Origin of the sequence: Streptomyces sp. NBC_01335, from assembly GCF_035953295.1 — a bacterium.
Lineage (GTDB): Bacteria > Actinomycetota > Actinomycetes > Streptomycetales > Streptomycetaceae > Streptomyces.
Map to the genome: position 1 here is coordinate 1,659,512 of NZ_CP108370.1, position 22,024 is coordinate 1,681,535.

General features: G+C 72.0%; 20 protein-coding genes. 11 read left to right on the forward strand and 9 right to left on the reverse strand.

Features of this window, described 5'->3' with window-relative positions; all coding sequences use genetic code 11:
• Positions 1-45: 45 nt before the first annotated feature.
• On the reverse strand, positions 46-768 hold the full coding sequence (locus tag OG599_RS06855; RefSeq protein WP_327175049.1) for a ZIP family metal transporter: 723 nt from the start codon (positions 766-768) through the stop codon (positions 46-48).
• A gap of 158 nt (positions 769-926) precedes the next feature.
• On the opposite strand from OG599_RS06855, the gene cobC reads away from it, so the two are divergent.
• The gene (cobC, locus tag OG599_RS06860) at positions 927-2,504 is read left to right on the forward strand and encodes an Rv2231c family pyridoxal phosphate-dependent protein CobC (RefSeq protein WP_327175050.1); all 1,578 of its coding nucleotides are present in this window, start codon (positions 927-929) and stop codon (positions 2,502-2,504) included.
• A 272-nt stretch (positions 2,505-2,776) separates the two neighbouring features.
• Here the strand turns inward: cobC and OG599_RS06865 are convergent, their stop codons facing one another.
• Positions 2,777-4,012, reverse strand: coding sequence for an SCO1860 family LAETG-anchored protein (locus OG599_RS06865; protein WP_327175051.1), 1,236 nt, complete (start codon positions 4,010-4,012; stop codon positions 2,777-2,779).
• A 435-nt stretch (positions 4,013-4,447) separates the two neighbouring features.
• On the opposite strand from OG599_RS06865, the gene OG599_RS06870 reads away from it, so the two are divergent.
• Positions 4,448-5,914: a PH domain-containing protein gene (locus OG599_RS06870; protein ID WP_327175052.1), complete on the forward strand. Its 1,467-nt coding sequence runs from the start codon at positions 4,448-4,450 to the stop codon at positions 5,912-5,914.
• Between the two features lie 24 nt (positions 5,915-5,938).
• Here OG599_RS06870 and OG599_RS06875 read toward each other — a convergent pair whose 3' ends face one another.
• On the reverse strand, positions 5,939-7,063 hold the full coding sequence (locus tag OG599_RS06875; RefSeq protein WP_327175053.1) for an amidohydrolase family protein: 1,125 nt from the start codon (positions 7,061-7,063) through the stop codon (positions 5,939-5,941).
• Positions 7,064-7,158: 95 nt separating this feature from the next.
• On the opposite strand from OG599_RS06875, the gene OG599_RS06880 reads away from it, so the two are divergent.
• The 5 genes from OG599_RS06880 (at position 7,159) to thpD (ending at position 12,051) form a co-directional block, all read left to right on the forward strand.
• Entirely contained in the window at positions 7,159-8,265 is a 1,107-nt protein-coding gene (locus OG599_RS06880; RefSeq protein WP_327179945.1) for a pyridoxal-phosphate-dependent aminotransferase family protein, read from the forward strand.
• Between the two features lie 483 nt (positions 8,266-8,748).
• Positions 8,749-9,213 (forward strand): diaminobutyrate acetyltransferase, encoded by a 465-nt coding sequence (ectA, locus tag OG599_RS06885; protein WP_327179946.1) that lies wholly within the window; start codon positions 8,749-8,751, stop codon positions 9,211-9,213.
• Positions 9,214-9,393: 180 nt separating this feature from the next.
• Positions 9,394-10,659, forward strand: coding sequence for a diaminobutyrate--2-oxoglutarate transaminase (ectB, locus tag OG599_RS06890; RefSeq protein WP_327179947.1), 1,266 nt, complete (start codon positions 9,394-9,396; stop codon positions 10,657-10,659).
• A gap of 97 nt (positions 10,660-10,756) precedes the next feature.
• Positions 10,757-11,155, forward strand: coding sequence for an ectoine synthase (locus OG599_RS06895; RefSeq protein ID WP_327175054.1), 399 nt, complete (start codon positions 10,757-10,759; stop codon positions 11,153-11,155).
• A 2-nt stretch (positions 11,156-11,157) separates the two neighbouring features.
• Complete coding sequence (thpD, locus tag OG599_RS06900) at positions 11,158-12,051, forward strand: ectoine hydroxylase (RefSeq protein WP_327175055.1); 894 nt, start codon at positions 11,158-11,160, stop codon at positions 12,049-12,051.
• Positions 12,052-12,144: 93 nt separating this feature from the next.
• Here the strand turns inward: thpD and OG599_RS06905 are convergent, their stop codons facing one another.
• Together OG599_RS06905 and OG599_RS06910 are read right to left on the reverse strand one after the other, a co-directional pair.
• Positions 12,145-12,996, reverse strand: coding sequence for a sulfurtransferase (locus tag OG599_RS06905; protein WP_327175056.1), 852 nt, complete (start codon positions 12,994-12,996; stop codon positions 12,145-12,147).
• A 119-nt stretch (positions 12,997-13,115) separates the two neighbouring features.
• Positions 13,116-13,259, reverse strand: a complete 144-nt coding sequence (locus tag OG599_RS06910) for a hypothetical protein (protein ID WP_327175057.1) — start codon at positions 13,257-13,259, stop codon at positions 13,116-13,118.
• Positions 13,260-13,385: 126 nt separating this feature from the next.
• On the opposite strand from OG599_RS06910, the gene OG599_RS06915 reads away from it, so the two are divergent.
• Positions 13,386-14,000, forward strand: a complete 615-nt coding sequence (locus OG599_RS06915; RefSeq protein ID WP_327175058.1) for an RraA family protein — start codon at positions 13,386-13,388, stop codon at positions 13,998-14,000.
• Here OG599_RS06915 and OG599_RS06920 read toward each other — a convergent pair.
• The 4 genes from OG599_RS06920 to OG599_RS06935 form a co-directional block, all read right to left on the reverse strand.
• Entirely contained in the window at positions 13,988-14,137 is a 150-nt protein-coding gene (locus tag OG599_RS06920; RefSeq protein WP_327175059.1) for a hypothetical protein, read from the reverse strand. The genes OG599_RS06915 and OG599_RS06920 overlap by 13 nt on opposite strands.
• 47 nt (positions 14,138-14,184) lie before the next feature.
• The gene (locus tag OG599_RS06925) at positions 14,185-14,646 is read right to left on the reverse strand and encodes an NUDIX domain-containing protein (protein ID WP_327175060.1); all 462 of its coding nucleotides are present in this window, start codon (positions 14,644-14,646) and stop codon (positions 14,185-14,187) included.
• A 152-nt stretch (positions 14,647-14,798) separates the two neighbouring features.
• Positions 14,799-16,295: a glycoside hydrolase family 53 protein gene (locus OG599_RS06930; protein ID WP_327179948.1), complete on the reverse strand. Its 1,497-nt coding sequence runs from the start codon at positions 16,293-16,295 to the stop codon at positions 14,799-14,801.
• 199 nt (positions 16,296-16,494) lie between these two features.
• On the reverse strand, positions 16,495-18,528 hold the full coding sequence (locus OG599_RS06935) for a beta-galactosidase (protein ID WP_327175061.1): 2,034 nt from the start codon (positions 18,526-18,528) through the stop codon (positions 16,495-16,497).
• A 305-nt stretch (positions 18,529-18,833) separates the two neighbouring features.
• On the opposite strand from OG599_RS06935, the gene OG599_RS06940 reads away from it, so the two are divergent.
• The 3 genes from OG599_RS06940 to OG599_RS06950 are packed head-to-tail and all read left to right on the forward strand — an operon-like array spanning position 18,834 to position 21,975.
• Complete coding sequence (locus OG599_RS06940; protein WP_327175062.1) at positions 18,834-20,153, forward strand: ABC transporter substrate-binding protein; 1,320 nt, start codon at positions 18,834-18,836, stop codon at positions 20,151-20,153.
• Complete coding sequence (locus tag OG599_RS06945; RefSeq protein WP_327175063.1) at positions 20,150-21,076, forward strand: carbohydrate ABC transporter permease; 927 nt, start codon at positions 20,150-20,152, stop codon at positions 21,074-21,076. The genes OG599_RS06940 and OG599_RS06945 overlap by 4 nt, the downstream gene beginning before the upstream one ends.
• A complete protein-coding gene (locus OG599_RS06950; protein WP_327175064.1) occupies positions 21,073-21,975 on the forward strand; it encodes a carbohydrate ABC transporter permease in 903 nt (300 codons plus the stop codon). The genes OG599_RS06945 and OG599_RS06950 overlap by 4 nt, the downstream gene beginning before the upstream one ends.
• The last annotated feature ends 49 nt before the right edge of the window (positions 21,976-22,024 follow it).

Genomic DNA, 22,024 nt, shown 5'->3' on the forward strand with positions numbered 1-22,024 from the left:
GCGGAGGGTTCTCCGTACGGCGGAGAGGGCTGCGGGTCGCTCCGCTCAGTCCGCGAGGCCGACGACCAGCCAGATGAAGCCGACTCCGCAGATCGTGCAGAGCACGGTGGAACGGGCCGGGTGGTCGTGGTGGGCCTCGGGGAGGATCTCGGCGGCGGCGAGGTAGAGCAGCGCCCCGCTGAAGAACCCGAGATACGCGCCGAGCAATTCCTCCGGAAGAGTGAACACGAGGGTGGTCGCCGCGCCCACGATCGGGGCGATCGCGTCCGCGAAGAGCATGAAGAACGCCTTGCGGCGGTTGTTCCCGTAGAGACTGGTAAGGGTGTAGGTGTTGAATCCGTCGGCGAAGTCGTGGGTGATGACGGCGAGCGCGACGGCCGCCCCCATGCCGGCGCCGACTTGGAAGGCGGCGCCGAGCGCGACCCCGTCCATCAGGCTGTGGCCCACCATCGCGGCCGCCGCCGTCAGCCCCACCTGGGGCACGCGTTCCTCGCCCGCCCCGTGTGCCGCCTGGCGCACCGCGAGCAGGCGCTCCACCAGATGGGCCAGCAGAAAGCCCCCCACGAACAACAGCAGGGCGGCGGGCACCCCCGCCACGGGCCGCCCCGCCGCGTCGATCGCCTCCGGCAGGAGGTCGAGGCCGACCACGCCGAGCATCAGCCCGCCGGCGAAGCCGAGCACCAGGTGGCGGCGGTCGGTGACGCGTTGCGCGACCCAGCCGCCGGCCAGAGTCATCAGGAACGCGCCGAGCGCGACGAACACCGCCATGGGCCCTTGCTAGCCGATCGGGCCGGTTGCCCGCATCTCCGCCGTCTCTGTCATCTCCGCCACCTCCGTCATCTCCGCCGTCTCCGCAGGAGCGCCGTACGCCTCGCCGGGTGTCCCGAGGACTCCCCGCGGTGGCGGCCCGTACGAAAGGACTGCCCGTGACCGCAAGCGCAGGGTCCCAGGACCCCTCCCCCGCAGCCGCCGCCGGGGCGGGGCTCGTCGTCGGCGTCGGCGCCCGCCGGGGTGTGCCGGGCGAGGAGGTGTCCGCACTGATCGAACAGGTGTTGCGGACGGCAGGGCTCGCGGTCTCCGACGTGGTCGAGCTGGCCACCGTCGAGGCGAAGACGGCGGAGCCCGGCATCGTCGCGGCGGCGGCGCGCCTCGGGGTGCCGTTGCGCGGCCGGTCGGCGGCGGAGTTGAGCCGGGTACCGGCGCCCGGGGTGTCCGAGGCGGTCGCCGCGCTGGTCGGTACGGCCTCGGTGGCGGAGGCGGCGGCACTCTGCGCGGCGGACGAACTGGTGGTCCCGAAGACGAAGTCGGCGCGGGCGACGTGCGCGGTGGCCCGGCGAAGCGGAGCGCGCGCGGTTCTCCCGGAAGCGGAATCTTCAGCTGCGCCGGTGACGGGAGGCGCCGCGCCCATCACCATGGCAGCCATGACACCCCCCACGCGGTACATCGAGAGCGGCGGTCCCGACCTGCGTCACCACGGCGACGCCGAGGTGCGCGGCAGGCACCTGACCGATCTCGCCGTGAATGTCCGGACGAACACCCCGCCGCACTGGCTGCGGGAACGCATAGCGGCCTCACTCGGCGGGCTCGCCGCCTACCCCGACGGCCGTGCGGCGCGGGCCGCCGTCGCCGCCCGGCACGGGCTCCCGGTGAACCGGGTGCTGCTGACCGCCGGGGCGGCCGAGGCGTTCGTGCTGATCGCCCGGGCGCTGCCGGCCCGTCGGCCGGTCGTGGTGCACCCGCAGTTCACGGAGCCGGAGGCGGCGCTGCGGGCGGCCGGGCACGAGGTGGGGCGTGTGGTGCTGCGGGCGGAGGACGGGTTCCGGCTGGACCCGGCGATGGTGCCGGAGGACGCCGACCTGGTGGTCGTCGGCAATCCGACCAACCCGACGTCCGTGCTGCACCCCGCCGGTGCGCTGGAAGCGCTGGCGAGACCGGGGCGGACCCTGGTGGTCGACGAGGCGTTCATGGACGCGGTGCCCGGGGAGCGCGAGGCGCTCTGCGGGCGTACCGACGTCCCGGGCCTCGTCGTGCTGCGCAGCCTCACCAAGACGTGGGGGCTGGCAGGGCTGCGGATCGGCTACGTGATGGCCGACCCCGGGGTGATCGCCCTGCTGGAGGAGGCACAGCCGCTCTGGCCGGTGTCGTCACCGGCGCTGGCGGCGGCCGAGGCGTGCATGGAGCCCCGGGCGCTGGCGGAGGCGGCCTGCGCGGCGGACCGGATCGCGGTGGACCGGGCCCATCTGCTGGCGGGCATCGCGGAGTTCGGCGAGATCGAGGTGGTGGCCCCGGCCCAGGGGCCGTTCGTGCTGATCCGCCTGGAGGGTGCGGCCGAGCTGCGGGAGGGGCTGCGCTCCCTGGGGTTCGCGGCCCGGCGCGGGGACACCTTCCCGGGGCTCGGTCCGGACTGGCTGCGGCTCGCGGTCCGGGACCGGGTGACGACCAACCGCTTCCTCCAGGCACTGGACCTGGCCCTTCAGGCGCTGCCGGTGGGGGCGGCGGGGTGAGCGGTGAGGTGAGGCGGCCGGGGCGGGTCGAACCGCCCCGGCACAGTCGTCCCGGAACAGTCGCTCCCTGCGGATCCCGGCCCGGCGGATGGGCCGGGGCCCGGCATCCGGCGTCCGGCCTCAGGCGTCCGGCGTCCGGCGTCCGGCGGGCCCTCCGGCCGGTCCGCGTGCCCGCCTGAGCGCGCGGACCGGCCGGGGGTCGCGTGCCCGGTCACGGCCCTTCTGCCCGGTGTCAGGGCCCTTCTGCCCGGTTGTGGTCCGGGTCGGTCGGGTCAGTCCTGGGTGCGCCTGCGGGCGAGGACGGTCGCTCCGGCGCCGAGGGCCAGCAGCAGGGCCGCGCCGCCCGCGATGAGCGGGGTGCTGGAGCTGCTGCCGGTCTCCGCGAGGTCCTCCCCGGAGACGGTGGCCGGGGCGCTGTCGGCCCCGGTCTGCGTCTTCACGTCGCCGCCGCTGCCGGAGGTGCCGTCCGTGGAGCCGGTGTCGCCCGGGGTGTCGCCGGTGGTGGCACCGGTGGTGGCGGTGTCGCCCGTGGAGCCGTCACCGGTCGTGCCGCTGTCCGTCGCGCCGCCGTCCTCGTACCCGCCCTCCGTGGAACCGGAGTTGCCGGTGTCTCCGTTGTCGCCGGTCGCTCCGCTGTCGCCGGTCGTCGCGCCGCCGTCGTCCGTACCGCCGCCGTCGGAGCCGCCGTTGCCCGAACCGCCGTCACTGTGACCGCCGTTGCCCGAACCTCCGTGACCCGAGCCGCCGTTGCCCGAACCACCGTGGCCGGAACCGCCGCCGGAACCGCCGTGGCCGGCGCCCGGCGTGGTGCAGGTCGCCTCCGCGAGGGTCACCTCGCCCTGCACGTCGGCGACGTTGAGCCGGCCCGGGTTGAGGGAGATCCGCAACTGAAGCCCGGCCGCGGCGGCGGTCTTCGAGGTGGTGCCGGTCTTCGACAGGTCGAGGGTCACGTTGCCGACGTTCGGCAGGTCCACCTCGGTCCGGCCGCCCGCGGTGAGCGTGATCCGCTTGCCGAGGACCGTCACGTGCCCGAGGACGTTCGAGGACGCGACCGGCTTCTTGCCGACCTCGCAGACCGCCTTCGAGGTGACCTTCTCGACCTCGATGAGCGGGAGGAACGGCAGGCCGGGTACCTGAACCCGGGCCTTGACGAGGTTGCTGTGCCCCTCCGCGCGGTGCTTGTCGACCGTGGCGCCCGAGGTCGCGACGTCGGCCCGCAGCACCTGGACCGGGCCGTCGGCCACACCGTCCAGCCTCACGGAGAGCGCGGTCTTCTCGGCGCTCTCGGGGGCGTTGACCTCGTTGAGCGTGGCCTTGAGCGGCACGTCGACGGTCTTGTTGGCGAGCGAGACGTCGAGCGCCGTCCGGAGCACGACCGCACTCGCCTTGCCCTCGTCCGCGCCCGTGGTCGCCGGAGCTGCGGCCGCCTGCGCGGGGAACGCGGCGAACAGGGCGACGGGAGCTGCGGCGACCGCCAGGGCGGCGAGACGGAAGGTGTTGCTGTTCAAGATGGTGGAACCCCCACAAGAGACATGGAGCCACCGGCACCGTCCAATGGGGGACATCGCGTGCGCCGGCGGCCTCGACTCCGTGAATCTTTACGCACGAAGGGTGAACTGGCGGATACCTGACGCTAGTTCACCCCAAAGGGGGGTTTTAGCGTACGTATTCGAATCTGGCGGCACGTACGTTCCTCGGAGTCACCCGTTTCACCGAACGCGTCTCGCACACCCGGGCCTTGAGAGTACGGATCGAGCACTCTCAACGAGCGGACCGCCCGATCGTCACTGCCCGTCAACACGGTGCCCGCGTCGGTACGATGCCCTGGCCGTCGCCGGGAACACCACCCGTACCGGGGGGGGTGGAAGTCGGCAAGGTTGCGGCCCCGAACGCTGCCGCAACCTCGACAAGAGCGCGGATCGGGCCGGTGGCAAGCTGTGCGTATGAGCGATGACCCGCGACTGACCTACCGTTCCGCATTCGGCAGAGGGTGGTCGCTCGTCGGACTCGGGGGCACCGCTCCCGTCACGCACGCCGACGCGGACGGGGTGCGCTACCGGACTCCGCTGCGGCGCCGGAGCGTGCCGTGGCCGGACGTGGTGGCCGTGCGCGTCCACCGGATCCACGTCAACTCCCGTTACCAGGAACGACGTCGGGTCAGCCTGCTGCTGCGCGACGGAGGCGTCCGCAACCTTCCCCAGCCCCGGAGCTACCGGACCGACGACCCTGAATTCGACGCCGGGGTGGCGGAGTTGCGGGCTCTGCGCCGCCGCTACGGGGCCCCCGCCGAACCGGAGCACCGACACGTCATCACCCCGCGCACCGGGGGGCACGGCCTCTTCGGGCCGATCGCGTGGAGCGTTCCATTGCTCCTCGTGGCGCTGATCGTCGCCCTCTGGGCGGTACCGGACTCCCTTGCGAACGAACGCGCGTGGCGGGTGGTCGTCCCGTGCACCGCCGCCACGCCGGCCGCGGATCGCGGTGAGTGCCTCTCCACGTTCCCGGGGGTGGTGGTACGCACGGACTTCCACGAGCACCCCAAGTACAACTCGCTCTACGTGTCGGCCGGCGGGAGGACCGACCGGATCAGCGTCTCCCACAGGATGGCCGGGGCATACGCTCCGGGTGACCGGCTTGAGGTGACCTTCTGGCGCGGCGGGCCGAGGTCGTTCGTCGGGACCCACGGGGAGTGGCACGAATACCGCGCTCCGGCAGGGCAGTTGCTGGCTCTCGCGGTGGCGCTCGCGCTCGGCGCCTGCTACCCCGTCGCCCTGGCCGTCCAGCGGGTACGCGCACGCCGACTGCCGGACGACGAGGTGCTCCCCTCGGCCCTCCCCTTCGTGGGGGCCCTCTTCGCGACCGCGCTGTGGCTGCTGCCGCTCTGCGTCCTGCACCCCACGGACCCGCTCGGCTCCCCCGCGACGATCGCCTGGGCGGTGGCGGGGACGGCGGTGTCGGCGGGGCTCCTCGTCCTGGCCTTCCGCGCCGCCCGCCTCCGGCCGCCCGGGCCTCTCGGGGCGGCCGGGGCGGATGACACCGACGGGACCGAAGGGGCCGACGCGGAGGAGGTGTTCCTCTCCGCGCGTTTCCTGGAGGCCACGGAGTACAACCCGTACCACTTCGGCACCCATGTGGTGCTGGGCGGGGGCGAGGTGCTCGCGGTGGCACCGCACTCGGGCCCCGGGCGGTTCGGGGCGAAGCGGGTGCCGGTGGAGCGGCTGACCGTGGTGCGCGTGCGGCGGGTCCGGGGCGAGGACGGGGACGAGGTCTCCAGCGGCTGGCACGTCGCCGAGCTGGACGACGCGGGGACCCTCGTCCGCCTCACCGCCGCACCCCGCGACCTGGCCCGGATCCTGCGCGCCCTGGGCCACGTACCGGGCGCCGTGGGTACCGGGGCCCCCGCACGCTGAAGGCTGGGCGCGTCGTACGAGGTGTCAGCCCACCACCCGGCCGTTGAGCACCACGTGGCGGGGCGCGGCCAGGGCCCGTACGTCGGCGCGCGGGTCCTCGGCGTAGACGACCAGGTCGGCCGGGGCGCCCTCGTCCAGGCCCGGGCGGCCGAGCCAGCGCCTCGCCGCCCAGGTGGTCGCGCCGAGCGCTTCCAGCGGCGGGATGCCGGCCTTGACCAGCTCGGCGACCTCGGCGGCCACCAGGCCGTGCGGGAGCGAGCCGCCCGCGTCCGTACCGACGAAGACCGGGATGCCCGCGTCGTACGCCGCGCGCACGGTGTCGTAGCGGCGGGCGTGCAACCGGCGCAGGTGCGCGGACCAGCGGGGGAACTTGGCCTCGCCGCCGTCCGCCAGGTGCGGGAAGGTCGCGATGTTGACCAGCGTCGGTACGATCGCCACCCCGCGTTCGGCGAAGAGCGGGACGGTGTCCTCGGTGAGGCCCGTGGCGTGTTCGACGCAGTCGATGCCGGCCTCCACCAGATCGCGCAGCGAGTCCTCGGCGAAGCAGTGCGCGGTGACCCGGGCGCCGAGCCGGTGGGCCTCGGCGATCGCGGCCTCCACCTCCCCACGCGGCCAGCAGGGGGTGAGGTCGCCCACCCCCCGGTCGATCCAGTCGCCGACCAGCTTCACCCAGCCGTCGCCCCGGCGGGCCTCGCGCGCGACGTAGGCGACCAGGTCGCCGGGCTCGATCTCGTGGGCGTAGTCGCGGATGTAGCGGCGGGTCCTGGCGATGTGGCGGCCGGCCCTGATGATCTTCGGCAGGTCCTCGCGGTCGTCGGTCCAGCGGGTGTCGGAGGGCGATCCGGCGTCGCGGAGCAGCAGGGCGCCGGCCTCCCGGTCGGTGAGCGCCTGCTGCTCGGTGGTGGCCGCGTCGACGGGGCCGTGGCGGTCGAGTCCGACGTGGCAGTGCGCGTCGACCAGACCCGGCAGCACCCAGCCCTCGACGGTGTCCGCCCCGTCCGCGCCCGGGGGCCGCTCGTAGGTGATCCGGCCGTCCACGGCCCACAGTTCGTCCCGTGCCTCGTCCGGGCCGACGAGCACCCGTCCCCTCACCCGCAGCACGCGCCGGTCCCGGTCGCGGTGGTCGCGCTGGTCGCTGTGATCGCTCATGTGCGGCACTGTACGAGGCGGTCGGTACTCTCGGACCGAGCGCTGTTCGTACACAGGCCCGCAGAATGACTGACCGAACCGGAGAGAGCACCACCGTGACGCACCCCTTCCTCGACCTCGCCCCGCTCACCGCCGCGCACTTCGCGGCCATCGAGAAGCGGGTGGCCGGTCTCCTCGCCACCGAGCAGGACGTGGTGATCATGCAGGGCGAGGCGCTGCTGCCCCTGGAGGGCTGCATCCGGGGCGCCGCCCGGCCCGGTACGACCGCGCTCAACGTCGTCACCGGCCCGTACGGCCAGACCTTCGGGAACTGGCTGCGCGACTGCGGCGCGGAGGTCGTCGACCTCGCGGTGCCGTTCCACACGGCCGTCACCGCCGAGCAGGTCGCCGCCGCCCTGGCCGAGCATCCGGAGATCGACTTCGTCTCGCTGGTGCACGCCGAGGCGGCGACCGGGAACACCAACCCGGTCGCAGAGATCGGTGAGGTCGTCCGGGCCCACGGCGCCCTCTTCATGCTGGACGCGGTGGCTTCGGTCGGCGCCGAGCCGCTGCTGCCGGACGCGTGGGGCGTGGACCTGTGCGTGATCGGCGCGCAGAAGGCGATGGGCGGCCCGGCGGGCGTCTCGGCCGTCTCCGTGAGCGCGCGCGCCTGGGAGCGGATCGCCGCCAACCCGCAGGCCCCGCGCCACTCCTACCTCTCCCTGCTGGACTGGAAGCAGCGTTGGATCGACGGTGGCCGCAAGGCGCTGCTGCACGCCCCGGCGCAGCTGGAGATGCTGGCGCTGGAGGCGTGTGTCGAGCGGATCGAGGCGGAGGGCCTGGAGCCCCTCATGGCCCGTCACGCGGCCGCCGCCGCTGCCACCCGGGCGGGTGCGCTCGCGCTCGGCGGCGGGCTGACGCCGTACGTCCACGAGGCGCGCGACGCGGCGCCGGTCGCCACGACGCTGCGCGTGCCGGACGGGGTGGACGCCTCCGCGCTGGTGGCGCGGGCGCTGCTCGCGGAGCCCTCGCTGCCGCTGATCGCGGGCGGCGGGGCGCTGTCCAAGGAGATGGTCCGGGTCAATCACTACGGGGTGGACGCGACGCGCGGAGCGGTCCTCGCCTCCCTCGCGGCGCTGGGTTCGGCGCTGGCCGAGGCCGGCCGGCAGGTCGATCTTGAAGCTGCCCGCAAGGCCGTCGAGGAAACCTGGCCGAGCGTGTGATTCACGGGGCGCGGCACATTCTCCACATGCTCCGCGCCCGGCGAACAATTTCTTCGGGTTCTTCGGGCCACCGAATTCAATGAATGCGGGGAGCTGCTTATGGATAAGCAGCTCCCCGCATTCTTGTGCCCGGGTTCCCTGCCGCTAAACGCACGGATCCGGGAGGAGCCGGGAGGCACGTTCCGCAGGCGGGTCAGGGGGATTACCGGGCTGTGACGGACTCCACAACGGGGGACGTAATGTCGGATAAATCCACCACGAACCACCAGAAAAGACCTGCGAGGTGAGGTCGGCTCGCACTCGCGTGATAACACGTGAGTCTCCGCCACCCAACCCTTTCCGGCGATGCGATTACGAAATTTGCTGGGTAAATTCCCTGGCATGAGCGCCGCACCAGCAGACCTTGCCCGTGCCCGAACCGACTCCGCCGACCTCAATGCGCCGCACGCGCCGAGCGCATTCCTCACCGTGGACGCGCCACGCGTGGAGGACGGGGCCGCGCTGTGGCGGATCGCCCGCGACTCCGAAGTCCTCGATCTCAACTCCTCGTACAGCTACCTGCTCTGGTGCCGCGATTTCGCGGGCACCTCGGTGGTCGCCCGGGACGAGCACGGCGAGCCCGTCGCCTTCGTGACCGGGTACGTGCGCCCGGACCGCCCGCAGACGCTCGTCGTCTGGCAGGTGGCGGTCGACGGTGCGTACCGGGGCCGGGGGCTGGCCGCCACCCTGCTGGACGCGCTGACCGAGCGGGTCGCCGCCGAGCAGGGGCTGATCGCGGTGGAGACGACCGTCACGCCCGACAACACCGCCTCGAACCGGCTCTTCACCTCGTACGCGCAGCGCCACGACGTGGGGCTGGAGCGCGAGGTGCTCTTCGCCGGGGAGCTGTTCCCCGAGGACACGCACCTTCCCGAAGTCCTGTACAGCATTGGACCGTTCGGCAGCTGACGGGCCGCCACCGGTCAGCAGGGCAGCACCGGCCAGGCAGCACCGGCCCTCGGTAGAGCCGCCGCCCCGTGCCTTCCGCGGACGCGCGGGCCCCTCGCGCCACCACCGCGCGCCTCGCGCGACCGCGTGGCCCCCTCGCGCCACCACCACCCCGTGTCCCCCAACCCTCAGGAGATCGCCGTGACCATCACCCCGCCCGCCCTGAGCGTCTTCGAGACCCTGGAGTCCGAGGTCCGGAGCTACTGCCGGAGCTGGCCCGCCGTGTTCGACCACGCGCGGGGCGCCCGGCTGACCGACGAGGACGGCCACACCTACCTGGACTTCTTCGCCGGTGCCGGATCACTCAACTACGGCCACAACAACCCCGTACTGAAACGGGCGTTGCTCGACTACATCGAGCGGGACGGCATCACCCACGGCCTGGACATGGCGACGACCGCCAAGCGTGCCTTCCTGGAGACCTTCCAGAACGTGATCCTGCGCCCGCGCGACCTGCCGTACAAGGTGATGTTCCCGGGCCCGACCGGTACCAACGCGGTCGAGGCCGCACTGAAGCTGGCGCGCAAGGTGAAGGGCCGTGAGTCCGTGGTCTCCTTCACCAACGCCTTCCACGGGATGTCGCTCGGCTCGCTCGCCGTGACCGGCAACGCGTTCAAGCGGGCCGGTGCGGGCATCCCGCTGGTGCACGGCACGCCGATGCCGTTCGACAACTACTTCGACGGCCAGGTCCCCGACTTCCTCTGGTTCGAGCGGCTGTTGGAGGACCAGGGCTCCGGCCTGAACAAGCCGGCCGCCGTGATCGTGGAGACCGTCCAGGGCGAGGGCGGCATCAACGTCGCCCGCGCCGAGTGGCTGCGCGCCCTCCAGGAGCTGTGCCACCGCCAGGACATGCTGCTGATCGTCGACGACATCCAGATGGGCTGCGGACGTACCGGCGCCTTCTTCTCCTTCGAGGAGGCGGGCATCGTCCCGGACATCGTCACCCTGTCGAAGTCCATCAGCGGCTACGGACTGCCCATGTCCCTCTGCCTGTTCACCCCCGAGCTGGACGTCTGGGAGCCCGGCGAGCACAACGGCACCTTCCGCGGCAACAGCCCCGCGTTCGTCACCGCCGCCGCCGCGCTCGACGCCTACTGGACGGACGGCCACATGGAGGGGCAGACGAAGGCCCGCGGCGAACAGGTGGAGCAGACCCTGCTCTCGCTCTGCGCCGAGGAGCCCACCGCCTCCTTCCGGGGCCGGGGCCTCGTGTGGGGCCTGGAGTTCACCGACCCGGCGCGCGCCTCGGCGGTCACCGCGCGCGCCTTCGAGCTCGGGCTGCTGCTGGAGACGTCGGGCCCGCAGAGCGAGGTCGTGAAGCTGCTGCCGCCGCTGACCATCACCCCCGAGGAGCTGGACGAAGGGCTGCGCACGCTGGCCCGGTCCGTCCGCGAAACGGCCGCCTGACCGGCCCGTTCCACCATGAACCCCCCGCCTGGGCCCGGGACTTCCGGGACGGGTCGGGTACCGAGAGAATCGCCGCAGAGAAAGGCACCACACCACCGTGATCGTCCGTTCGTTCAGCGACATCGAGAACACCGACCGGCACGTGAAGTCCGCCTCCGGCACCTGGGAGAGCAAGCGGATCGTGCTCGCCAAGGAGAAGGTCGGCTTCTCGCTCCACGAGACCATCCTGTACGCGGGCACGGAGACGTCGATGTGGTACGCGAACCACATCGAGGCCGTCCTGTGCACCCAGGGGGAGGCCGAACTCACCAACGACGACACCGGCGAGAAGCACTGGATCACCCCCGGCACCATGTACCTGCTCAACGGCCACGAGCACCACACGCTCCGGCCGAAGACCGATTTCCACTGCGTCTGCGTCTTCAACCCGCCCGTCACCGGACGGGAGGACCACGACGAGAACGGCGTCTACCCGCTGCTGACCGAGGAGGCCTGACCATGACCACGTACGCGCGCACCGATCTGTACCCCTCGCGCGGTGCCGCCGAGACGGTCACTCCCCGCCGGGACCCGGTCGTCTGGTCCGCGCCGGGCGCCCCGGGGCCCGTACCCGTACAGAGCCTCCTCACCTTCGAGCGGGACGGCTTCCTCGCCGTCGACCAGCTGCTCACTGTGGACGAAGTCCCGGGCTACCGGGCCGAGATGGATCGGCTGATCGCCGATCCGGCGATCCGTGCCGACGCACGGTCGATCGTCGAGCCGCAGTCCCAGAAGGTGCGTTCCGTCTTCGAAGTGCACCGGATCAGCGAGGTGTTCGCCCGGCTGGTCTCCGACGAGCGGCTGGTGGGCGCGGCCCGGCAGATCCTCGGCTCGGACGTGTACGTGCACCAGTCCCGGATCAACGTGAAGCCGGGCTTCGGCGCCTCGGGCTTCTACTGGCACTCGGACTTCGAGACCTGGCACGCGGAGGACGGGCTGCCGAACATGCGGACCGTCTCCGTCTCGATCGCGCTGACCGAGAACCACGACACCAACGGCGGGCTGATGATCATGCCCGGTTCGCACCGGTCGTTCCTCGGCTGCGCGGGCGAGACGCCCACCGACAACTACAAGAAGTCCCTCCAGATGCAGGACGCGGGCATCCCGTCCGACGAGGCCCTGACCCGGATGGCCGACGCGCACGGCATCAAGCTCTTCACGGGCAGGGCGGGTTCGGCGACCTGGTTCGACTGCAACGCCATGCACGGATCGGGTGACAACATCACCCCGTTCCCGCGCAGCAACGTCTTCATCGTCTTCAACAGCGTGGAGAACCAGGCGCAGGAGCCCTTCCAGGCCCCGGTGCGCCGTCCCGAGTTCATCGGGGCCCGCGACTTCACCCCGGTGCGGTAGCGGAAGTCGAGCAGCGGGCGGGGCGGGACGGTTTCACACCGTCCCGCCCCGCCCGTCGCGTACGCGCCGGATACGGAGTCGTGGTCCGCCGTATCAGCGGGCGGGTCCGGTCTCCACCGGGCGGGCCTCGTCACGGCTGTAGGCGGACCAGCCGCCGACGTAGAGCCGGCCCCGGCCGAGCCCGGTGTGCTCCAGGGTCAGGAGGTTGTGGCAGGCCGTCACACCGGAGCCGCAATAGGAGACGACCTTCGACGCGGTGTCCGCGTCCACGCCTCCGGCGGCGAAGTTGTCCCGGATCGCCTGAACGGGCAGCAGCCGTCCGAGCCCGTCCAGATTCTCCCGGCAGGGGACGTTCGCCGCACCGGGCACGTGGCCCGGGCGGGGGTCGACCGGGTCCTGGGCCCCGACGAAGCGGTCCCGGTTGCGGGCGTCGACGGTCAGGACCTCCGGCCCCACCAGGCCGTCGGCCTCCACCAGGGCCGCCGCGGGCCAGGGGCGTACGGAGAACTCGCCCTCCTCCGGCTTCGGTTCCTCCGTCGTCAGGGAGTCGGGGTGCGCGTCGAGGTAGGCGGCGAGACCGCCGTCGAGGATCGCCGCACGGCGCCCGGTGGCCCGGAGCATCCACACCAGCCGGGCCGCGATGACCCCGCCCTGGTCGTCGTAGGCCACCACGATGTCGTCGTCACCGATGCCCAGTCCCCGCATGCCCTCGGCGAACGACTCCGGAGCGGGAAGGGGGTTGCGGCCGCCCACCGTCGTGGGAGGGCCGGTCAGCCAGCGGTCGAGGTCCGCGAAGACCGCGCCCGGCAGGTGTCCCCCCTCGTACGCGGCACGCCCCGAGCGCCCGTCCAGATACCACCTCACGTCCGCCAGAACCACGCGCCCCGGCAGACCGTCCAGCTCCTCGACCCGCGCGAACGGCGGGACATCCACGAGTTCAGTCATGGTTCCGGACGTTAGTGATCAGTCCACGATGCGAGCAACGTTGTCCCGTACAGCGAGACGAGGGTGAAGCGGGGGCGCCTGCGGGCGGGGCGTCGGAGGGCTGCTCACGGGCCTCCGCGTCACGCCGGTGGGCCTGCCGCGTCCGGCGCGCGGTCGGCGTCGGTACGGACGAGAGGGCGGAAGACGGCCGCCGTACCGTCGGCCAGGTCCGGGCGGTGCGTCAGGACCCCCGGGTCCTCGGCGATCTCCGGCAGTGTGAGCAACCTGACCTCCCGTACGGCTCGGACTCCCACGATGATGTCAACCGGGAACACCGCCCTCACGACCTGGTGAGGGCCACGGCCGGCCCGCTGCCGACCGACCTGCCACACAAAGGAACAGAGACGCCAATGAACGCCGCCTTCAAGGACATTCCCCCCACCACCCTGGCCGACCTGCTGGGTCGCGAGCAGATCATGGACATCGGCATCCGCCCGCTGTGGAACTCCCCGCGGGTCGCCGGACCGGCGTACACCGTACGGTGCGAGCCCGGCGACAACCTGATGCTGCACGCCGCGATCTACCGCGCCGAGCCCGGCTCGGTCATCGTCGTGGAGTCGGGCGACGTGGACTACGCGCTGGCCGGCGGCAACGTGTGCGCCGTCGCCCAGCGCCGGGGCGTCGCGGCCTTCGTCGTCGACGGCGTCATCCGCGACCTCGACGAGGTGCGCGAGGCCGGCTTCCCGGTCTTCTCGCGCGGCGTCATCCCGATCCCCGGTACGAAGAAGAAGGTCGGTGCGCTCGGCGAGCCGGCCCGCGTCGGCGGCGTGCTGGTGCACCCTGGCGACATCGTTGTCGCGGACGAGGAGGGCATCGTCGTCACCCCCGCCGCCCGCCAGGAGGAGATCCTCGCGGCCGCGCGGACGAGGCTCGCCAAGGAGGCCGAGCAGTCCCTCGACGCCTGGGAGGCGGACCACCGCGCCCGCATCGAGAAGGCGCTGAGCGACGGGGGCTACACCGGCTGACGGGCCGAAGGCTTCCCGAGTACGGGACGGAGCAGGCGCGGGCCGACCGGGGTGCTGCCGTCCGGGAACAGGCGCCGTCCACGGCCCACCACCACGGGGGCGATCGCGAGGCGCACTTCGTCGACCAGACGAGGCATCCGCCTCCCCGGTCCGGGCTCCTCGACGTGCGGTGCGCCCTCCGTTTCTACGACCAGTTGTGGAAGCTGACCCCGCCGGGGCGGGTGAGGCTGCCGCGCAGCCCTGCGGCGGGGTACTCGATCAGGTCCTCGGGCAGGTCGTGCTCGGCGAACCACCGCAGGTCGAGGCACTTGTCGGGCTCGCGGTTCACCGGGTGGCCGGTGAAGGCGCGCGCCTCGTAGAAGTAGCCGATGCGGTCCGGTGTGCCGTCGCCCTGGTGGTGGACGACGGTGTGCAGGAGGGTGAGCGCCCCCGGGTCGACGTGCAGTCCCGTCTCCTCCTCCAGTTCCCGCGCGGCTCCCACGGCAAGGACCTCCCCCTCGTCGAGCTTCCCGGACGGCGCGTGCCACCGGCCGTGTCCGTAGGGGCCGCCGCGCTGGGACAGCAGGAGCTTCTCGCCGTCCCTGACGATCACATGGACGTCGACGATCGGCCGGGCGGGCACGGGGACTTGGGTGTGGGTGCTCATGACGGCGGACCGTAGCGGCCGGATCGAGTCGGGCGCAGACGATCGTGCGAGGTACATCCTTTCGAGTAAGGCCGCCCCGCACCGCGACAAAGGCGCCCCGCCGCGCCTCCGGAGCCCGGAGTACGGCGGGGCGTCGTCATGTGCCGGGTGTCCTACCGGTGCGAGAACCAGCTCGCCGCCGGGAGCAGCTTGTCGTTGTAGTCGAAGAGCGCCTGGTTCTCCCAGGCGTTGCCGGAGGAGGCGTCGGCCGGGTCCCAGCCGCTGCCGGTGACGGCGGTCCAGGTGGGTTCCCAGTAGACGGCACCGAGGCCCCGGCCGCCGGGGACGGCTTCGACGACGTTGAGTACGTCGCGGAGGTTGGCGGCCTGGCCAGCGGGGGTGGCGGGGTAGCCGGTGACGAGCTGGTCGGCGGTGGCGATGTTGTTCTCCAGGCCGTCCTTGTCGGCGAGGGTGTGGGCGTAGGCGGTCTCGGCGACGAGGACCGGTTTGCCGTAGCGGGAGGCGGCGTCGTCCAGGTTGGTCTGGAGGTCGGAGAGGGCGCCGTGCCAGTAGCCGTAGTACGAGAGGGCGATGACGTCGAACGGGACGCCGTGGGCGACGGCGTTGTCGAACCACCAGCGGGTTCCGGCGTTGTCGCCGCCCTTGGCGAGGTGCAGGGCGACCTTCGTGCCGGAGGAGACGGCCTTGGCGGCGTTGGCGCCGGAGGTGAGGAGTCCGGCGAGCTGGGACCAGTTGTCGGTGGAGCCCTCGGGCCAGAGCATTCCGGCGTTGATCTCGTTGCCGATCTGGACCATGTCGGCGGTGGTGCCCTGCGCCTTGAGGGCGTTGAGCACGTCGTAGGTGTGGTTGTAGACGTCGGTCTTCAGCTGGGTGTAGCTGTGGCCGGCCCAGGCGGCGGGCTTGGTCTGCTTGCCGGGGTCGGCCCAGGCGTCGGAGTAGTGGAAGTCGACGAGGACCTTCATGCCGAGCGCCTTGGCGCGTTTGGCCATGGCGAGGACGTGGGCCTTGTCGTTGTAGCCGTCCGCCGGGTTCACCCACACCTTGAGGCGTACGTAGTTCATTCCGGCGGAGTGCAGCAGGGTCATGGCGTCGCCGGTGGTGCCGCTCGCGTTGCGGTATACAGCGCCGTGGGCCTCGTTCTTGGGGAGGGTGGAGAGGTCGCCGCCCTTGACGCTGAGACCGGTGGTGCCCGAGGTGAAGGCGATGTCGTCGAAGTTGGCCCATTCTCCGGCGTGCGCGTCGGAGTTGAGGCTGATGGTGCAGGCGCCGCCGGTGACCTTGACCGAGGTCACCAGGCGTATCCAGGCGCCGTTGGCGGTGGGCGGGAGGTCGGTGCGCTGTTCGGCGGAGCCGCAGTTGCGCAGGGCGATGTAGGCGGAGTTCTGGCCGCCGCTGGAGCGGACCCACGCGCTGAGGGTGTACGTGCCGTCGGTCAGCCCGGAGAGGTACTGGTACGTCTCCACCTTGTAGGCGGAGGCCGACCAGTGGCTGAGCCGGGTGCTGCCCGCGTGACCGCCGGCCTCGGTGAAGGAGGCGGCGGTCTGGCCGCCGGCGGAGTAGGCGGTCCAGCCGGTGGCGCCCGATTCGAAGCCGGGGTTGGTGACGGTGGCCGCCGCGTGGGCGGCCTGGGCGGGGAGCCCGGCGAGCATCAGCCCGCCGAGGGCCGTGAGCGCGGCGGCGGCCCGGCGGCTGCCGCGCGGGGTGCGGCGGGCCGCCGCTCCCGGTTCGTCCTTCGTCCTGCCGAACAGCGTCTTTCCGTACATCGTCGTCGATGTCCCTTCGACCGTCGTGCGGGATACGGGGGTGGTGCGGGTGGTACGTGGGGGGCTGGTGGTGCGGTGGTGCGCCTCAGGCGTCGAGCCGTACGACCCGGACCGCGCCCGCCGGGACGGCGAGGTGTCCGGAGGCGGGCTCGCCGGTGAGGAGTTCGGTGCCGGGGGCGTCGAGGGGCACCTTGGTGTCGCCCCCGGTGTGGTTGATGACGAAGAGGTAGCTGCCCCTCTCTCCGGTGCGGCGGACCACCTCGACGTCGTGCGGGAGCGAGGTGCGCGGGGTGATCCCGGCGTCCGCGCAGGCGCGGTCGAGTACGGCGTCGAGGCCGGCGCCGGACAGGCGGGTGGAGACGTACCAGGCGGTGCCGTCGCCGAGGCGGTTGCGGGTGACGGCGGGGCGGCCCGCGGCGACCCCGTCCGCGTACGACCAGGCGGTCTCGGCGCCGCGCGGGACGACCACGTCCGACCAGAGGTCGCCGGTGAGGGCGGGGCCTTCGGGGGCGCCCTCGGGGGTGGTGAGGCGGACGGTGTCGCCCTCGCCGAGCGGGGAGAACTCCTCGACGGTGAGCCCGAGGACGTCGCGCAGTACGCCGGGGTAGGCGCCGGGATGGACGTTGTCGTCGGGGTCCACGATGCCGGAGAAGTACGAGACGACGAGGGTGCCGCCCCCTTCGACGTACCGGCGCAGGTTCTCCCCCGCCTGCTCGGTGGCGAGGTAGAGGGCGGGTACGACGACCAGCGGGTAGGCCGAGAGGTCGGCCTCGGGGTGGGCGAAGTCCACGGTGAGGTGGCGGTCGTAGAGCGAGAGGTAGTAGGCGTCGGCGCGCTCGCGGGCGTCGTGGTCCTGGCTCGGGCGCCACTCCAGGGACTGGGCCCACCAGGACTGCCAGTCCCAGACCATCGCGGCGTCGGCGACCGTGCGGGTGCCCCGGATGCCGTCGAGGAGGCCGAGGCCGGCGCCGAGCCGGGTGACCTCGCGCCAGATCCGGGTGTCGGTGCCGCCGTGCGGCAGCATCGCGGAGTGGAACTTCTCGGCGCCGCCGCGGGACTGGCGCCACTGGAAGAACATGGCGCCGTCGGAGCCGCGGGCCACGTGCGCGAGGCTGTTGCGGGCCATCTCTCCGGGGCTCTTGGCGGGGTTGCGGGGTTGCCAGTTGACGCCGCTGGTGGAGTGTTCGAGGAGCAGCCAGGGGGCGCCACCCGCGACGGAGCGGGTGAGGTCGGCGGCCATCGCGAGGTTGACGTGGGTGCGGCGGCCGTCGGTGATCAGGTAGTGGTCGTTGGTGACGAGGTCGACCTCGCGGCCCCAGGCCCAGTAGTCGATGGAGTCGCACTGGCTGAGCGCGGTCATGAAGTTGGTGGTGACCGGAATGCCGGGGGCGAGCCGGTGCAGGATGTCGCGTTCGGCGGTGAAGTTCTCCCGCAGGGTGGCGTCGGCGAAGCGGCGGTAGTCCAGCTGCTGGGAGGGGTTGCCGACGGTGGGGGTGGTGCGCGGCGGGTCGATCTCGTCGAGGGTGCGGTAGTGCTGGCCCCAGAAGGCGGTGCCCCAGGCCTTGTTGACGGCGTCGACCGATCCGTGGCGGGCGGTGAGCCAGTGGCGGAAGTGGGCGGCACAGTTGTCGCAGTAGCAGGCGGAGACGGGGACGCCGTACTCGTTGTGGACGTGCCAGAGGGCGAGGGCGGGGTGGCCGGCGTAGCGGCGGCCGATCTCCTCGGTGATGCGGGCGGCGGCGGCGCGGTAGTCGGGGTTGCTGTGGCAGATGGCGCCGCGTGAGCCGAAGGCGTACCGGACCCCGTCGCGGTTGACCGGGAGCGCCTCGGGGTGAGCGCGGTAGAACCAGGCGGGCGGGGCGACGGTCGGGGTACCGAGGTCGACGCGGATGCCGCCTTCGTGGAGCAGGTCGAGTACGCGGTCGAGCCAGCCGAAGTCGTAGGCGCCGGGCTCGGGTTCGAGCAGGGCCCAGGAGAAGATCCCGACGCTGACCATGGTCACGCCGGCCTCGCGCATGAGCCGCACGTCCTCGGGCCAGATCTCCTCGGGCCACTGCTCCGGGTTGTAGTCGCCGCCGAAGGCGAGCCGGTCCAGACCTCGGGGAGCGGTGTGGGACATGGGGGTCTCCTGGCGTTCTCGGCGGTGACGGCGGTCGCCCGCCGCCGGTCCGGCGGCGGCCCGTCACCGGGCGGTACGGGTGCACCCCGACCGGTCGGTCCTGCGGTGGCACCGCCACCCTGCGACGACGCTCCTCGACCCCTTGTGTGCACGATGCTGGGAACGTGCACACAACCGTTCGGCGGTGTGGAGCCAAGATAACCGCACAGTTACAACCATTGACAAGTGTCGGTTCCGTTTCTCTACTGTGAACGCTCACAGCGCATCTACCGCGCTGAACCCTCGGTTCTCGTCAGGGGAAAACCATGAAGCACCGCAACGTCGCGTTGTCCACGGCCGTCGTCCTCGCCGCCTCCGCCCTCCTCACCGGCTGCGGCTCGTCGGACGACGGGAAGGGTGACGCGCCCGCCGCCGCCGGTCCCGCGCAGCTCACCTACTGGTCCTGGGCGCCCGGCCTCGACAAGGTCGCGGACATCTGGAACAAGGGCGAGGGCAAGAAGGCCGGCATCACGGTCACGGTGAAGAAGCAGGCGTCGGGCGACGACCTGGTCACCAAGATCATCACCGCGGCCAAGGCGCACAAGGCACCCGACCTGGTGCAGGCGGAGTACCAGGCGCTGCCCACGCTGGTCTCCAACGACGTCCTCGCGGACATCTCGAAGGAGGCGGGCGACGCCGAGAGCGCGTTCGCGGAAGGGATCTGGCAGCAGGCGACGCTGGGCACGGACGCCCTGTACGCGCTGCCGCAGGACTCCGGCCCGCTGATGTTCTACTACCGCGAGGACCTGTTCGAGAAGTACGGGCTGACCGTCCCGACCACCTGGGACGAGTTCGCCGAGACGGCCCGCGCGCTGAAGAAGAAGTCGCCGGACACCGACCTGACGACGTTCTCCTCGAACGACTCCGGGCTCTTCGCGGGCCTCGCCCAGCAGGCCGGCGCCCAGTGGTGGACCACCGGTGACGACAAGTGGAAGGTCGCCATCGACGACGCGGCGACCCAGAAGGTCGCCGACTTCTGGGGCGGCCTGGTGAAGGAGGGGGCGATCGACAACCAGCCGATGTACACCCCCTCCTGGAACAAGGCGCTCGACACCGGCAAGCAGATCGCCTGGGTCAGCGCGGTCTGGGCCCCCGGCACCCTGACCACGGCGGCTCCCGACACGGCGGGCAAGTGGGCCATGGCCCCGCTCCCCCAGTGGACGGCGGGCCAGAACGTCACCGGCAGCTGGGGCGGGTCCTCCACCGCCGTCACCAACGACTCGAAGAACAAGGGCGCGGCGGCGACGTTCGCGAAGTGGCTGAACACCGACCCCACCGCGCTCGCCGCGCTGGTGAAGGAGTCCGGCATCTACCCCGCCGCGACCGCCGCGCAGACCGGGGGCGCGCTCTCCGCGCCGCCGGCGTACTTCTCCAACCAGCCCGACTTCTACACCAAGGCCTCCGAGATCGCGAAGGGCACGGCGCCCGCCGCCTGGGGCCCGAACGTCAACGTCGCGTACACCGCCTTCAAGGACGAGTTCGCCAAGGCCGCCAAGGACAAGTCGGACTTCGGCACGGCGCTGACCGCGATGCAGGACGCCACCGTCGCCGACCTGAAGAAGCAGGGCTTCGGAGTCTCCGAGTGACACGCGCACGCCGCAGTGGGTCGTACGGGGTCAAGAGCGCCCCGTACGCCTTCCTGGTCCCCGCCACCCTGCTCTTCCTGCTCTTCTTCGCGCTGCCCATCGGCTACGCCCTCTATCTCAGCTTCCGCCGCACCGAGGTCGAGGGCCTCGGCCTCGGCAAGGGCGCCCGCGACGAGGTCTGGGCCGGCCTCACCAACTACAAGGACGCCCTCTCCGACTCCGAACTGCTGCACGGCGCGCTGCGCATCCTGGGCTACGGCCTGATCGTGGTGCCCGTGATGCTCGGCCTCGCGCTGCTGTTCGCCCTGCTGCTGGACACCGAGCGGGTCCGGCTGCGCGGCTTCACCCGGCTGGCGATCTTCCTGCCGTACGCCATCCCCGGGGTGGTGGCCGCGCTGATGTGGGGGTTCCTCTACCTGCCCGACGTCAGTCCGTTCTTCTGGGTGCTGGACCGCCTCGGGCTGCCGCAGCCGGACCTGCTGGACGGCGGGCCGCTCTACGCCTCGCTCGCCAACATCGCGGTCTGGGGCGGCACCGGCTTCAACATGATCGTCATCTACACCTCGCTGCGGGCGATCCCCGCCGAGGTCTTCGAGGCGGCCCGGCTGGACGGCTGCTCGCAGTGGCAGACCGCGCTGCGGATCAAGATCCCGATGGTGGCGCCCTCGCTGGTGCTGACGTTCTTCTTCTCCATCATCGCCACCCTCCAGGTGTTCAGCGAGCCGACCACGCTCAAGCCGCTCACCAACTCCCTCTCCACCACCTGGAGTCCGCTGATGAAGGTCTACCAGGACGCCTTCGTCAACAACGACATCTACGCGGCGGCGGCCCAGGCGGTCATCATCGCCGTCGCCACCCTCGCCCTGTCCTTCGGCTTCCTCCGGGCCGCCAACTCCCGTACCAAGCAGGGTGATGCACGATGAGTACGCAGACCCTCCCGGCCACCGCCCGGACCTCCGGCACGTCCGGCGCCACCCGCGCCGCCCGCGCCCCGCGCCGGTTCGCCGCGATCCCCACCGCGGCGCTGCTGCTGGGCGCCGTCTACTGCCTGCTGCCGGTGCTCTGGGTGGTCGTGGCGTCGACCAAGTCCGGCAGCGAGCTCTTCTCCACCTTCACCTTCCTGCCCGGCTCCGGGTTCACGGACAACATCGCCGACCTGTCGGCGTACCGCGACGGCGTCTACTGGACGTGGATGGGCAACTCGGCCCTCTACGCCGGGGTGGGCGCCCTGCTCTCCACGGCGGTGTCGGCGGTCTCCGGGTACGCCCTGGCGGTCTACCGCTTCCGGGGCCGGGAGTCGATCTTCAACATCCTGCTCGCCGGGGTGCTGATGCCGCCGGTGATCCTGGCGGTCCCGCAGTACCTGCTGCTCGCGAAGGCCGACCTCACGGACTCGTACCTCTCGGTGCTGCTGCCGACCCTCCTCTCCCCGTACGGCGTCTACCTCGCCCGGATCTACGCGACGGCCGCGGTGCCGCCCGACGTGATCGAGGCGGGCCGGATGGACGGCGGCGGCGAGTGGCGGATCTTCCGCACGATCGCGCTGCCGATGATGCTGCCGGGGCTGGTCACGGTGTTCCTGTTCCAGTTCGTCGCGATCTGGAACAACTTCCTGCTGCCCTACATCATGCTCAGCGACGACGAGAAGTTCCCGGTCACCCTCGGGCTCTTCACCCTGCTCCAGCAGGGCTCGAACACGCCGGCGCTCTATACGCTGGTGATCACCGGTGCGCTGCTGGCGATCCTGCCGCTGATCGCGCTCTTCCTCGTGGTCCAGCGGTTCTGGAGTCTCGACCTGCTCTCCGGCGCCGTAAAGTCCTGACCATGCCCTCAGGGGCCGCCGGACCCGCCTCCTCGACCCGGGGGCCCCG

Excerpts from the sequence above, each read along its gene's own strand:
- OG599_RS06855 (WP_327175049.1), bottom strand. The coding sequence starts at position 768 with ATGGCGGTGTTCGTCGCGCTCGGCGCGTTCCTGATGACTCTGGCCGGC.
- OG599_RS06870 (WP_327175052.1), top strand. The coding sequence starts at position 4,448 with ATGAGCGATGACCCGCGACTGACCTACCGTTCCGCATTCGGCAGAGGG.
- OG599_RS06875 (WP_327175053.1), bottom strand. The coding sequence starts at position 7,063 with ATGAGCGATCACAGCGACCAGCGCGACCACCGCGACCGGGACCGGCGC.
- thpD (WP_327175055.1), top strand. The coding sequence starts at position 11,158 with ATGACCACGTACGCGCGCACCGATCTGTACCCCTCGCGCGGTGCCGCC.
- OG599_RS06905 (WP_327175056.1), bottom strand. The coding sequence starts at position 12,996 with ATGACTGAACTCGTGGATGTCCCGCCGTTCGCGCGGGTCGAGGAGCTG.
- OG599_RS06915 (WP_327175058.1), top strand. The coding sequence starts at position 13,386 with ATGAACGCCGCCTTCAAGGACATTCCCCCCACCACCCTGGCCGACCTG.
- OG599_RS06920 (WP_327175059.1), bottom strand. The coding sequence starts at position 14,137 with ATGCCTCGTCTGGTCGACGAAGTGCGCCTCGCGATCGCCCCCGTGGTG.
- OG599_RS06925 (WP_327175060.1), bottom strand. The coding sequence starts at position 14,646 with ATGAGCACCCACACCCAAGTCCCCGTGCCCGCCCGGCCGATCGTCGAC.
- OG599_RS06930 (WP_327179948.1), bottom strand. The coding sequence starts at position 16,295 with ATGCTCGCCGGGCTCCCCGCCCAGGCCGCCCACGCGGCGGCCACCGTC.
- OG599_RS06935 (WP_327175061.1), bottom strand. The coding sequence starts at position 18,528 with ATGTCCCACACCGCTCCCCGAGGTCTGGACCGGCTCGCCTTCGGCGGC.
- OG599_RS06940 (WP_327175062.1), top strand. The coding sequence starts at position 18,834 with ATGAAGCACCGCAACGTCGCGTTGTCCACGGCCGTCGTCCTCGCCGCC.
- OG599_RS06950 (WP_327175064.1), top strand. The coding sequence starts at position 21,073 with ATGAGTACGCAGACCCTCCCGGCCACCGCCCGGACCTCCGGCACGTCC.